The sequence below is a fragment of the Tsukamurella conjunctivitidis genome, from assembly GCF_007858475.1.
Classification (GTDB): domain Bacteria; phylum Actinomycetota; class Actinomycetes; order Mycobacteriales; family Mycobacteriaceae; genus Tsukamurella; species Tsukamurella conjunctivitidis.
In genome coordinates this window covers 22,280-34,467 of record NZ_VIGX01000006.1, presented here as the reverse complement: position 1 = coordinate 34,467, position 12,188 = coordinate 22,280, and the positions used below count along the sequence as shown (strand labels likewise).

Sequence of the window (12,188 nt, the reverse complement as noted above, 5' to 3'; positions counted from 1 at the left end):
GGTTCGTGGTATGGCCAGCTACTTCGTCACGGGCGGGACGGGCTTCATCGGCCGTGCCGTCGTGGCGCGGCTCGCTGCCGCGGACCGCGACGGCACGATCTACCTGCTGGTGCGCGACGCCTCCCTGCCCCGGTTCGAGCGGCTCATCGCCGACCTCGGGCACGAGCTCGCGCCGCAGGTGGTCCCCGTCGCGGGCGATATCACCGAGCCGGGCCTGGGCATCGCCCCCGGCGATCTGCCCGAGCACGTCGACCACGTGGTCCACCTCGCGGCCGTCTACGACATGGAGGCCTCGGAGGAACTGCAGCAGCGCGCCAACGTCGATGGGACGCGCAACACCCTCGCGCTGGCGGAGCGGCTCGGCGCCACGATGCACCACGTCTCCTCGCTCGCCGTCGCGGGCAACCACGAGGGCTGGTTCTCGGAGGCCGACTTCGACGTCGCGCAGTTCTTCCCCACCCCGTACCACCGCACCAAGTACGAGGCCGAGCGCCTCGTCCGCGAGTCGGCGGTGCCCTGGCAGATCTACCGGCCGTCCATCGTGGTCGGCGACTCCATGACGGGCGCGGCCGACAAGATCGACGGTCCCTACTACTTCTTCCCGTTCCTGCGGCTGATGGGGACCATCCCGCACCACCTGCACGTGCCCTTCGCCAATCTCGGATACACGAACATCGTGCCGGTGGACTTCGTGGCGGCGGGCATCGCCGCACTGGTCACGGCTCCGCCGGCGCCGGGCTCCGTCTACCACCTGGCGGATCCCAAGGGCCAGAGCATGGCCACGATCTACGAGGCGATCGCCCCCGCCTTCTCGGGCCCGAGGACGCTGCCGGTCCCCAGCGCGCCACTGGGCGAGTTCGCGGCGCGGATCGGCCGGCGCGGCGAGGTGCGGGCCCTGCGGGACACCATCGCCCGCCAGATCGGGATCCCGCCGACGATCCTGGACCACCCGTTCTACAACACCCGGTTCGACTCGGAGGCCACGTTCCGCACGCTCAGCCGCCTGGGCGTCGCGCTGCCGCGCCTGAAGTCCTACGGGCCGCGGCTGTTCCGTTACTGGGCCGAGCACCTCGACCCGTCCCGCAACCGCCGCGACGATCCCCGCGGACCGCTCGTGGGCAAACACATCCTGTTGACCGGCGGCTCGTCCGGCATCGGGCGCGAGGCGGCGAAGCAGGCGGTCCTCAAGGGCGCCAACGTCTTCATCGTCGCCCGCAAGCCCGAGGACCTGGCCGACGCGGTGCAGCGGATCGAGGCCGAGCCCGGTATGCCGGGGGTCCCGAAGGGCATCGTCCGCGCCTACCAGTGCGACGTCACCGACCCCGAGGCCGTGCGCACCACCGTCGCGCAGATCCTGGCCGAGCACGGTCACGTCGACGTCCTGGTCAACAGCGCCGGCCGGTCGATCCGGCGGGCCACCGTCGACTCCGTGGACCGCGCGCACGACTACCAGCGCACGATGGCGGTGAACTACTTCGGTGCCGTCTACCTGATCCTGGAGCTGTTGCCGCACATGGTCGCCCGCAAATCGGGGCACGTGGTCAACGTCTCCTCGATCGGCGTCCAGGTGCGCGGCCCGCGGTTCGCGGCGTACATCGCCTCGAAATCGGCGCTCGAGGCGTTCAGCGACATCACGGCGGCCGAGACGATGTCGGACCACGTGACCTTCACCAACATCCACATGCCGCTCACCCGGACCCGGATGATCGAACCGACCGACGCCTACGACAACGCGATGGCGCTGTCCGTGGAGAAGGCTGGGCAGATCGTGGTGCGCGCCATCGTCGAACGGCCCCGTCGCATCGACACCCCGCTCGGCACCCTGGCGCAGTTCGGCCAGTTCCTCTCGCCGCGGATCGCCGCCGCCGCGCAGCACCAGGGCTACCTGCTCTTCCCGGAACCCGAGGGCGACGAGGAGGGCGCGGCGAAGGTCCTGGAGGTCGACGTGGCCGAGGTCGACACGCCCCGGGGACGGCTCGCGGCCACCCGCGCGGCGACCAAGGACCTCTCGAAGGACATCTCCACCGCCGCCGTCAGCCCGCTGTTCGGCATCTCCGGCGATCAGGGCCTGCGGCGCCTGGCCCGCAAGACCCTCAACCGGCTTCCCGGCATCAACTGGTGACTCGGCGCAGCGCAGTGGGTGGGGAGCCCGTGAGCGCCTTCACCTCCCGGGTCAGGTGCGCCTGGTCGGCGTAGCCGGACGACGCCGCGACCTCCGCCAGCGCCCGGCCCGCGCGGATCGGCCCGACGGCCCGTTGGAAGCGCTGGATCCGCGCGAGGGTCTTCGGGCCGTAGCCGAAGGAACGCCGGGACAGGCGGTGCAGTGCGCGCTCCCCGAGCCCGGCCTCCGACGCGATCTCCCCGACGGTGCGCCCGGCCCGCAGTCGCGCTGCGATCGCGCCGATCCGGGGATCCAGGTCCACCCCGTCGAGAAGTGCGACCGCGAGCGCCACCGGGTCGGACGTGCGCGGAATCCTCCTGCGCGGCACGATGTCCGCGAGGCCGACCCGCATGCCGGTCAGTTCGTCGGCGGCGATCCCCAGCAGCTGCGGCAGCATACCCGAGGGGAGGCGCAGGCCGTCGATCCGGGCCCCGCCGAAGCCTTCCACCCGGGCGGCCACGGCGTCCGGCCCCGCGACGATCGGCGCACCGTCGACGACGATGACGTCCATGCACCCGTCGGGCAGGACGAGCGCCGGACCGGCCCCGCCCACCGAGGTCCACCGGACCGCTCCGGGGACCGCCGACGGCCACTCGCTGTACACGCCTCGAGTATGTCCGAAACGTTCAAGACGCGGGCCGCGCCGCGGCATACCGTGGCCGCATGACAGAACGACTGCGCTTCGACGCGATCGGCATGGTGACCGAGGACCTGCCCGCCTCCCTCGCCTTCTACCGGCGGCTGGGTCTCGCGATCCCCGACGGCGCGGAGAACGAGCCGCACGTGGAGGCAGAGCTACCGGGCGGGATGCGGCTGATGTGGGACTCCGTCGCGGTGGTCCGCTCGATGGAGCCCGACTGGGTCAAGCAGCCCGGCCAGAACGCCACGCTGTGCGTCAGGTGCGCCTCGCCCGCGGTCGTCGACGAGGTGCACGCGGAGCTGGTCGCCGCGGGCAGCCCGAGCGCCATGGACCCCTTCGACGCCCCCTGGGGACAGCGGTACGCGGGGGTGCTCGACCCCGACGGCTACCAGGTGCAGCTCTTCGCGCCGCAGTAGCGCGGCACGGGTCCGGCCGAGCGGGCGCGCGGACGTCGCGAACTGCCTATCGTGGGAAGGGAACCGTTCCCGTGTCCCCCACAAGGAGATCCGACGATGCCCGACATCCAGTACGCCGTGACCGACCCCGCCACCGGCGAGGTGCTGCAGACCTACCCGACCGCCGAGCCCGCCGAGGTCGAGGCGGCGATCGACGCGGCATCGCGGGCGGCGCGGACGTGGCCGCGGGAGTCGACGGTCGCGGAGCGGGCCGCGCTGGTGCGTCGCGTGGCCGAGTTGCACACGGAGCGCCGCGAGATGCTCGCCGGCATCATCCAGCGGGAGATGGGCAAGCCGCTCGAGGACGCCCTCGGCGAGGTCGACTTCTCGGCGGCGATCTACACCTACTACGCGGACAACGCGGAGAAGTTCCTCGCGGACCAGCCGCTGGACCTGCTCGAGGGCGACGGCACCGCGGTGATCCGCCGCAGCCCCATCGGCGTGCTGTTCGGCATCATGCCGTGGAACTTCCCGTACTATCAGGTGGCGCGATTCGCCGGCCCGAACCTGGCCGCGGGCAACACGATCCTGCTCAAGCACGCGCCGCAGTGCCCCGAGTCCGCCGAGGCGATGCAACTGATCTTCGACGAGGCGGGCCTGCCGTCGGGCGCGTACGTCAACATCCGGGTGGGCAACGAGCAGGCGGCCGAGATCATCGCCGACCCGCGGGTCGCCGCGGTCTCGCTGACCGGCTCGGAGCGGGCCGGCGCCGCGGTCGCGGAGGTCGCCGGCCGGAACCTCAAGAAGTGCGTGTTGGAACTCGGCGGCTCGGATCCGTTCATCGTGCTGTCCACCGACGACCTGGACGCGACCGTCGACGCCGCCGTCGCCGGAAGGCTCGACAACACCGGCCAGTCGTGCAACGCGGCGAAACGGTTCATCGTGGCCGCCGACCTCTACGACGACTTCCTCGCGAAGTTCACCGGCAAACTGCTCGCCGCGGGCGACGGGATCGCGCCCCTCTCCTCCGAGCGCGCCGCGGAGAACCTGGAGAGGCAGGTCAACCAGGCCGTCGAGGCGGGCGCGAATCTCGCGATCGAGGGCCGCCGTGACGGCGCGTTCTTCCCGCCCGCCGTGCTCACGAACGTCACCGAGGACAACCCTGCGTTCGGTCAGGAACTGTTCGGCCCCGTCGCCACCGTCTACCGGGTGGAGGGCGAGGGCGAGGCGCTGGCGCTCGCCAACGACACCCCGTTCGGCCTCGGTTCCTACGTCTTCACCACCGACCCGGAGCAGGCCGCCCGCGTCGCCGACGGCATCCAGGCGGGCATGGTCTTCGTCAACGGCGTGCTCGCCGAGGGCGCGGAGCTGCCCTTCGGCGGCGTGAAGCGCTCCGGCTTCGGTCGCGAGATGGGACCGCTCGGCATCGAGGAGTTCCTCAACAAGAAGCTCATCCGCACGCTCCGGTGACCCGGCGGGGCGGTTCCCCGGCCGGACGCGGAACCGCCCACCGCACCGGTGCATCACCGGCGTCTCTGCGATTACGTTTAGTAATCCGTACGATAAGCGGAGTACACCCTGTGATGCGAGAGGACAACGGTGGCTTCCGGCGACAGCTTCTTCGTTCCGACCATGAGCGCGACGGTCGTCTTCGTGATGACGGTGATCGCGGTGCCCTCGCTCGGCCTCCTCCGCGCCCGGCTGCCCGACTGGACCGCGTGGGCCTGCTTCGCCGCGGGCGTGCTCGCGGGGTTCACCACCGCCACCCAGCAGATGTCCGTCCTGCTGCCCCTGAGCCTTCTCGCCTACTCACTGATCGCGCTGGTGGGGTGGAGTAGAGAGGAGCACTGGGCAGGGCGCTACGACGCCAGCCTCCTCGGCCGCGGGGCCCTGTTCCACGCGTACGGCCTCGGCGCCTTCTTCACCGCGGCGATCGGGCTGGTCCTGCGGGTGATCTGACCGCCGACGAGGACGCACCTCCCCGCCGAACCGGTGCACACTGTGTCGCACACCCGTTGTCGCACATCCTGTGTCGTTGGACACGGATCCCGCGGATACGCGGCGCTCGAGTTGAACTCGGGTAATGGTTTCCGTTACAAACGATGAGTGAATGATAGAGAAGGTGACGTCGTCTCTCACGCCGGGTGGGATGTGTGGTATCCCAACGCCTTCGAGATCACGACCGAAGGCGTCCGTTCCTTCGGGCGCGCGACGCGATGCTGGCACACGCCGTGGGAGAGCCTCGGTGTGCCGCCGCTGGACACGCCCGTCCCCGCCACGCTGCTGGCGGCGCCGATGCTCCACGCGGTGGCCGCGCTCGTCGCCGCGTCGATCAACAGCCCGAACATGTCGCGGATCCTGCACGCCGGCCAGTCGTACCGCTACGACCGGCATCCCGTGGTCGGTGACCGGATCGACATCGGCGCGCGGATCGTCGACCGAACGCAGCGCGGCGGCGCGGACTTCTTCACCGTCGAGAGCGGCGCCGTGGTCGACGGCGTGCCCGGCGTCGTGGGGACGAGCCAGATCGTGTACCTGGGCGACGCGGTCGAGGGGCCGGCCCTCGAGGACGCCCTCGTCGAGAACGTGATGCTCTTCGGGACCGGGCCGCTCACACAGCAGCTGGCCTGAGTGCGGTCGGCGGCCCTACAGCAGGCTCAGCTGCCCCGGCTCGCTCCCGGGTTCGACGCGCTCGATCAACGCGGGTCCGGTATTGGCGACCGCGTTGACGAGCGCTGAGACCGGCCGGATCTCGATGCGCTCGACCACGTCGAGCGCGGGCGGGCGGAGCAGGGCCGGATCCGCCGGCCCGTCCGGGTTCAGCCACTCGTCGAAGACGTCCGGAGTGAGCACCAGCGGCATCCGGTCGTGCACCGCGCGCAGCGGGCCGACCGCGTCGGTGGTGAGCACCGTGGCCGACAGCACCGGCGGCACGTCGAGCCCCGCCCCGGCGGGGCGCCACACGGACCACAGGCCGGCGACGTACATCCGCGTCCCGTCGACCGGCGTGAGGTAGGTGGGCTGCTTGCGCGGCTTCTTCGCCTCCGGGTCGAGCACCTGCCACTCGTACCAGCCGTCCATCGGGATGAGGCAGCGCTTGGACCTGATCGCCGTGCGGAAGGCGGGCTTCTCGTCCACGGACTCCGCGCGCGCATTGAACAGCGGCGGGCCGCTCAGCGTCTTCTGCCAGTGCGGCAGCAGGCCCCACCGCATGGCGCGCAACCGCCGGGTCGCCGGATCGCCGGGTGCCTCCCGGGAATGCCGGGAGACGACGGAGACGATGGTCGTCGTGGGCGCGACGTTGAAGCCGGGGACGTCGAGGTCCGCGCCCTCGGTCTCGTCCTCGGCGTCGATCTCCGCCGCCAACAGCGCCGGATCGGTGGTCACCGCATAGCGTCCGCACATGTCCCCAGGGTACGACGGTGCCCCGACAGGTTCCGGCGGAGCGACGGGCGCCGGCCGAGCGGGTCAGCCCTCGAACTCGTCGAAGACGCGGCGCGGCCCGGCGCCGGTGGTGGCGAGGGCGTCGTGCGGGTTCGCGAGCGCGCAGGAGGCCATCGACAGGCACCCGCAGCCGATGCAGTCGGTGAGGTTGTCCCGCAGGCGCGTGAGCTCGTCGATCCGGTGCGAGAGGTCGTCGTGCCAGTACCGCGACAGCCGCTCCCAGTCCGCCTTCGTCGGGGTGCGGCCGTCCGGCAGCGTGGCCAGGGCCTCGCGGATCGTCGCGAGCGGAATGCCCACGCGGTGACTGATCCGGATGAAGGCGACGCGGCGCAGCATCTCGCGCGGGTACCTCCGCTGATTGCCGGAGGTGCGCCGCGCGGAGATCAAGCCCTCGCGCTCGTAGAAGTGCAGCGCCGATACCGCGACACCGCTGCGCGCGGACAGCTGGCCGACGCTGAACTCCCGGGTGGTCTCCACGCCGGGAACACTACCTGAACGTTAGTTCAGGGATCAGCGTGCGGCGGGCTTCGGCGCCGACGAGGACGCGGGTGCCGGCTTCGCGGCCGGAGCCGCGGGCTTCGCCGACGGAGCCGCGGGCTTCGCCGACGCGGCCGGGGCGGCCGGCTTGGCCGAGCCGCTCGCGGCGGGCGCCGGGGCGACCGCGGGCTTCGGCGGGTTCTTCAGGATCGAGATCTGCACCCCGAGCAGGTCCACGGCCAGCTGGTCGTCGGCACCGACGAAGGGGGCGGGCTCGCGGGACTGGCGGCCGCCGCGCAGCGACATCGTCACACCGTTGACGACGGCCGTGTACTGCCGCGACTGCAGGTACTCGGTCTGGTTGCCGCGCTTGGTCTTGGTGGTGAACTCCAGGCCCAGGCCGTCCGGGGCGCCGGTGACGGCGATCGGCCGCACGCTGACCTCGGTGGTGGCGCCGTCGCGGACGGCCTTGAAGGTGCCGCACTTGGGCAGCGCGGCGCGCAGCGGCGCGACGTCCATCGCGAACTTCGAAACCACCATCGACCAGTTCACCCCGCGGGTCGAGCCGTTCGTCTGCGCGGTGTCGGTGCCCTTGGGGATGGGCAGGCCCGCGTACAGCACCTTGCACTCGGCGGGGGTGACGGTCGCGCGGTTCAGCGACGCCCACGCGCCGTTCCAGCCCGCAGCGGCGCCGGAGAGCACCGCGCCGCCGAAGTTCATGCCGTCGGGGAGGTTGCCCGAGCCGATGACGAGCTCGCCCGCCTTGTTGGCGGGGGCCGCGGCCGGCTTCGGGTCGGCCGGCTTCGGATCCGCGGATGCGGCCGGAGCGAGCACGCCCACGGTCGTGGCGAGGGTGGCGACGGTGGCGGCGGACACGACGGCCCTGCCCACGAACGTACGAGTGCGCTTCATCGAAAGATCTCCCGGCGGTGATGACCTGACCTGTTCCGCACAGCAAGGTAGCACGCGGTGAGGCCACCCTCATGTGCAAGGATGTGCGCGTGGAGCAGTTGGAGCTATGGCCCGCGCCCTTCGCCGCAGGTCCGGTGACGGGCACCGTCGCGCTCCCCGGCTCGAAATCGATCACCAATCGTGCGTACGTCCTTGCAGCACAGGCACCCTCGCGCTCGACGCTGACGAACGCGCTCCGCAGCCGCGACACCGACCTCATGGCGGGCGCGCTCGCCGCGCTCGGGGCGCAGGTCGAGCCGCTAACCGACACCACGGTTGCGGTGACCGGCGGCGCGCTGCACGGCGGCACCGTCGACTGCGGGCTGGCCGGCACGGTCATGCGCTTCCTCCCGCCGCTCGCGGCCGGGGCGCGCGGCACCGTCGCCTTCGACGGTGACCCCCAGGCCCGGACCCGGCCGCTGGGCACCGTGCTCGACGCGCTGCGTGGGCTCGGCGCCCGGATCGACGGCGACGCCCTGCCCTTCACCGTGCACGGCGACGGGCCGATCCGCGGCGGCACCGTCACCATCGACGCGTCCGCGAGCTCGCAGTTCGTCTCCGGCCTGCTGCTGAGCGGCCCGAGCTTCACCGAGGGCGTCACGGTGCACCACGACGGGAAGCCCGTCCCGTCGATGCCGCACATCGAGATGACCGTCGACATGCTGCGCGCCGCGGGCGCCGAGGTCGACACGTCCGCGGCGAACACCTGGCGCGTCGCGCCGGGCGGCCTGCGCGCGCACGACTGGATCGTCGAGCCGGACCTGTCGAACGCCACCGTCTTCCTCGCCGCGGCCGCGGTCACCGGCGGTGCCGTCACCGTGCCGCACTGGAACCCGCAGTCCACCCAGCCCGGCGTGCAGTTCGCCGACATCCTCGCCGCGATGGGCGCCGAGGTGACGTCGGCCGACGGCGCGCTGACGGCCCGCGGCACCGGTGAGCTGCACGGCGTCGACTGGGATCTGCGCGACATCGGCGAGCTCACACCCACCGTCGCGGCCCTGGCCGCGCTCGCCGACTCGCCCTCGTACCTGCGCGGGATCGCGCACCTGCGCGGCCATGAGACGGATCGGCTCGCGGCCCTGACCGCCGAGATCACCGCCCTCGGCGGGCGCTGCACCGAGACCGAGGACGGGCTCACCATCGAACCCGCGACGCTGCACGGGGGCGTCTGGCACAGCTACGCCGACCATCGCATGGCGACCGCGGGCGCGATCCTCGGCCTGGTCACCGAGGGCGTGCAGGTGGAGGACATCGCGACCACGGCGAAGACGATGCCCGACTTCCCCGCCTTGTGGCGCGGTCTCCTCGGCGGCGAAAAGTGAGTCTTGGGTAAGCGCGAGTACGACGAGACCGATGTCCGGGTGCGCCCGGGCAAGAGCAGTCGGCCGCGCACCAAGAACCGGCCCGACCACAGCGACGCCGAGACGGCGATGGTGGTCTCCGTGGACCGCGGGCGCTGGGGCTGCGCGCTCGGCGGCGACCCCGACCGGATCATCACCGCCATGCGGGCCCGGGAACTGGGCCGCTCCCCCATCGTCGTGGGCGACTCGGTGGGCGTCGTCGGCGACCTGTCGGGCCGCAAGGACACCCTCGCCCGGATCGTCCGCGTCGACGAGCGCGCGACCGTGCTGCGTCGCACCGCCGACGACACCGACCCGTACGAACGGATCGTCGTCGCGAACGCGCAGCAGCTGCTCATCGTGACGGCGCTCGCCGACCCGCCGCCCCGGACGGGGTTCGTCGAGCGCACCCTCATCGCCGCCTACGCCGGCGGCCTGACTCCGGTGCTGTGCCTGACCAAGGGCGATCTCGCCGACGCGGAGGAGTTCACGGCCGCCTTCGCCGATCTCGACCTCACCGTGATCGCCGCGGGCCGCGACGACCCGCTCGACGCCGCTCACGAGCTGCTCGCCGGCCGCCTCACGGCGCTCATCGGGCACAGCGGCGTCGGCAAGTCGACGCTGGTCAATCGGCTCGTCCCGGACGCCAACCGCGCCACAGGCGTGGTCTCCGGAGTCGGCAAGGGCCGGCACACGTCCACGCAGTCGGTGGCGCTGTGGCTGCCCGACGGCGGCTGGGTGGTCGACACCCCCGGCATCCGCAGCTTCGGCCTCGCGCACATCTCGACCGACGACGTGGTCGCGGCCTTCCCCGACCTCGGCGAGGCCGTGGAGGACTGCCCCCGCGGCTGCACCCACCTGGGGCCGCCCGCCGACCCCGAATGCGCCCTGGACCGGCTGGAGGGGACGGCGCACCGTCGGGCGATGGCGGTCCGGGGCCTGCTGGCGGACCTGTCCTCCACCCCCGACTGGGCCTGAGTGCGGCGGAGCCCGGCTCCGATATTGTTAGTTACGTGAACATTTTGCTGACCGGCATCGCCGGCTACTCGCACCTGGTCCCGTTCGTCCTCCCCGCGGCGTCGGCTCTGCGCGCCGCCGGTCACCGGGTGACGATCGCGGTCCCCGAGGCCGGCGTGGACCTCGTCGCCGAGTACGGCTTCGAGGCCCTCCCGCTGCGCGGCGTGCCCGAGCTGCGCGAGGTCGTGACCGACCCGGCGCTGCGCGCCGACGACTTCAGCGTGGCCGGCTACGTCCCGCCCGCCTCGCTCCCGCCGATCGACGGGGCGCTGCCGACATCGTCGGTCCTCATCTCCGCGCGCGCCTTCATCGGGGTCATCGCGCACCGCGCGGCGACCGCTCTGCTCGACGCGCTCGGCGACAGCGTGCCGGACCTGATCCTGCGCGATAACACCGAGTTCGGCGGCCACCTCGTGGCCGAGCGGCTCGGCTGCCGCGAGGCCGTCCTGGACGTGGCGCCGATGCTCGACGAGCGGGCCCCGGAACTGGTCGCGATACTCAACGAGGTGCGCCGGGAGCACGACCTGCCCGTGGTCACGGCACTCCCCGTCGCCCCCCGGATCGCGCAGACGCCGCTCGACTTCTACCCGCCCGAGCGGCCCGTCGGCGACGTGCACTGCTTCCGCCCGGGCACCCGCACGCACGCACCGCTGGACGCCGCGATCGCGGATCTCCCCGCCGACGGGCCGCTGGTGCTGGCGAGCCTCGGCTCGGTGGCGCCGCGGATCGGCATCGGCGGTGTGCTCCTGGACCGCATCGTGGAGGCGCTGGGTTCGCTGGAGGTGCGCGCCGTGGTGGCGGCCGGCTCGCACGCGGTGCCGAATCCACCGACCAACGTCATCGTCACCGACTTCGCCGACCAGCAGACCGTCCTGTCGACCTGCGATGCCTTCGTCTCGCACGGCGGTTTCAACGGCGTGCGGGAGTCGCTCCAGGCCGGCGTCCCGACGGTGCTGCTCCCCCTGTTCGGGGATCATCCCGGCAACGCGGCCCAGGTCGAACGACTCGGCGCCGGTATCGCCCTCGATCCGGCCACGGCGTCGGCCGAGGAGATCGCCGCGGCCACGGCGAAGATCCTGGCCGACCCCGCGTACCGGCGCAACGCCCAGCGGTTCGCGCGCCGGACACAGGCCCTCCCCGAGCTCGGCGCCTTCCCCGCCGTACTCGCCTGAGCCGGCGGGCCGGCGTGGGCCCGCGGGCCGCCCGGCCCCGCTACGCGGACGCGCGCTTGGGGAGCTTCCAGCCCGGCCGGGGGAAGTGGCAGGTGTAGCCGTCGGGGTACTTCTCCAGATAGTCCTGGTGCTCCGGCTCGGCCTGCCAGAACGGGCCCGCCGCCTCGATCGTGGTGACGGCCTTGCCCGGCCACAGTCCGGAGGCGTCGACGTCCGCGATGGTGTCGCGGGCGACCCGCTCCTGCTCCTCGCTCAGCGGGAAGATCGCCGAGCGGTAGCTCGAGCCGACGTCGTTGCCCTGCCGGTCCTTGGTCGACGGGTCGTGGATCTGGAAGAAGAACTCCAGCACGTCGCGGAAGCTGGTCTGCTCCGGATCGAAGACGATCTCGACGGCCTCCGCGTGCCCGGGGTGGTTGCGGTAGGTGGCGTGGTCGTTCGTGCCACCGGTGTAGCCGACGCGCGTCGCCTCGATGCCCGGCTGCCTGCGGAGCAGATCCTGCATGCCCCAGAAACATCCGCCCGCCAGGACCGCCGTCTCGCGGCCGGGGATCGTGGTGATGGTGCCGTTGTCAGTCATGCGCAGCTCCTTCC

At 72.2% G+C, this 12,188-nt stretch carries 13 protein-coding genes; 8 read left to right on the top strand and 5 right to left on the bottom strand.

The genetic code is table 11. From position 1 onward, the window contains the following. The first annotated feature begins 10 nt into the window (after positions 1–10). Positions 11–2,122, top strand: a complete 2,112-nt coding sequence (locus FK530_RS12330) for an SDR family oxidoreductase (protein ID WP_146487334.1) — start codon at positions 11–13, stop codon at positions 2,120–2,122. Here the strand turns inward: FK530_RS12330 and FK530_RS12325 are convergent. Continuing rightward, positions 2,112–2,765 (bottom strand): helix-turn-helix domain-containing protein, encoded by a 654-nt coding sequence (locus FK530_RS12325; RefSeq protein WP_146487333.1) that lies wholly within the window; start codon positions 2,763–2,765, stop codon positions 2,112–2,114. The two genes, FK530_RS12330 and FK530_RS12325, sit on opposite strands and share 11 nt — an antisense overlap. A gap of 59 nt (positions 2,766–2,824) precedes the next feature. On the opposite strand from FK530_RS12325, the gene FK530_RS12320 reads away from it, so the two are divergent. The 4 genes from FK530_RS12320 (at position 2,825) to FK530_RS12305 (ending at position 5,827) form a co-directional block, all read left to right on the top strand. After that, on the top strand, positions 2,825–3,217 hold the full coding sequence (locus FK530_RS12320; protein ID WP_146487332.1) for a VOC family protein: 393 nt from the start codon (positions 2,825–2,827) through the stop codon (positions 3,215–3,217). A 96-nt stretch (positions 3,218–3,313) separates the two neighbouring features. After that, complete coding sequence (locus FK530_RS12315; RefSeq protein ID WP_146487331.1) at positions 3,314–4,666, top strand: NAD-dependent succinate-semialdehyde dehydrogenase; 1,353 nt, start codon at positions 3,314–3,316, stop codon at positions 4,664–4,666. Positions 4,667–4,795: 129 nt separating this feature from the next. Further along, positions 4,796–5,155 (top strand): hypothetical protein, encoded by a 360-nt coding sequence (locus FK530_RS12310; protein ID WP_146487330.1) that lies wholly within the window; start codon positions 4,796–4,798, stop codon positions 5,153–5,155. A gap of 147 nt (positions 5,156–5,302) precedes the next feature. Further along, the gene (locus FK530_RS12305; protein ID WP_146487329.1) at positions 5,303–5,827 is read left to right on the top strand and encodes an FAS1-like dehydratase domain-containing protein; all 525 of its coding nucleotides are present in this window, start codon (positions 5,303–5,305) and stop codon (positions 5,825–5,827) included. Positions 5,828–5,842: 15 nt separating this feature from the next. Here the strand turns inward: FK530_RS12305 and FK530_RS12300 are convergent, their stop codons facing one another. From FK530_RS12300 to FK530_RS12290, 3 genes are all read right to left on the bottom strand, one after another. After that, a complete protein-coding gene (locus FK530_RS12300; RefSeq protein ID WP_146487328.1) occupies positions 5,843–6,601 on the bottom strand; it encodes an SOS response-associated peptidase in 759 nt (252 codons plus the stop codon). Between the two features lie 63 nt (positions 6,602–6,664). Beyond that, positions 6,665–7,117, bottom strand: a complete 453-nt coding sequence (gene soxR / locus FK530_RS12295; RefSeq protein WP_146487327.1) for a redox-sensitive transcriptional activator SoxR — start codon at positions 7,115–7,117, stop codon at positions 6,665–6,667. A gap of 33 nt (positions 7,118–7,150) precedes the next feature. Beyond that, positions 7,151–8,029, bottom strand: coding sequence for a hypothetical protein (locus FK530_RS12290; protein ID WP_146487326.1), 879 nt, complete (start codon positions 8,027–8,029; stop codon positions 7,151–7,153). Between the two features lie 71 nt (positions 8,030–8,100). Here FK530_RS12290 and aroA point away from each other — a divergent pair, with 71 nt between their 5' ends. The 3 genes from aroA to FK530_RS12275 are packed head-to-tail and all read left to right on the top strand — an operon-like array spanning position 8,101 to position 11,597. Further along, positions 8,101–9,390: a 3-phosphoshikimate 1-carboxyvinyltransferase gene (aroA, locus tag FK530_RS12285; RefSeq protein WP_146487325.1), complete on the top strand. Its 1,290-nt coding sequence runs from the start codon at positions 8,101–8,103 to the stop codon at positions 9,388–9,390. A gap of 3 nt (positions 9,391–9,393) precedes the next feature. Then, positions 9,394–10,386, top strand: coding sequence for a ribosome small subunit-dependent GTPase A (rsgA, locus tag FK530_RS12280; RefSeq protein ID WP_146487324.1), 993 nt, complete (start codon positions 9,394–9,396; stop codon positions 10,384–10,386). Between the two features lie 35 nt (positions 10,387–10,421). Further along, complete coding sequence (locus FK530_RS12275; RefSeq protein ID WP_146487323.1) at positions 10,422–11,597, top strand: glycosyltransferase; 1,176 nt, start codon at positions 10,422–10,424, stop codon at positions 11,595–11,597. Positions 11,598–11,637: 40 nt separating this feature from the next. On the opposite strand, the gene msrA is transcribed toward FK530_RS12275, so the two are convergent. Further along, complete coding sequence (gene msrA / locus FK530_RS12270) at positions 11,638–12,174, bottom strand: peptide-methionine (S)-S-oxide reductase MsrA (protein ID WP_146487322.1); 537 nt, start codon at positions 12,172–12,174, stop codon at positions 11,638–11,640. Between the last annotated feature and the right edge of the window lie 14 nt (positions 12,175–12,188).

Coding starts and splice junctions, on each gene's coding strand:
- FK530_RS12330 (WP_146487334.1), top strand. CDS start 11: ATGGCCAGCTACTTCGTCACGGGCGGGACGGGCTTCATCGGCCGTGCC.
- FK530_RS12320 (WP_146487332.1), top strand. CDS start 2,825: ATGACAGAACGACTGCGCTTCGACGCGATCGGCATGGTGACCGAGGAC.
- FK530_RS12315 (WP_146487331.1), top strand. CDS start 3,314: ATGCCCGACATCCAGTACGCCGTGACCGACCCCGCCACCGGCGAGGTG.
- FK530_RS12300 (WP_146487328.1), bottom strand. CDS start 6,601: ATGTGCGGACGCTATGCGGTGACCACCGATCCGGCGCTGTTGGCGGCG.
- FK530_RS12290 (WP_146487326.1), bottom strand. CDS start 8,029: ATGAAGCGCACTCGTACGTTCGTGGGCAGGGCCGTCGTGTCCGCCGCC.
- aroA (WP_146487325.1), top strand. CDS start 8,101: ATGTGCAAGGATGTGCGCGTGGAGCAGTTGGAGCTATGGCCCGCGCCC.
- msrA (WP_146487322.1), bottom strand. CDS start 12,174: ATGACTGACAACGGCACCATCACCACGATCCCCGGCCGCGAGACGGCG.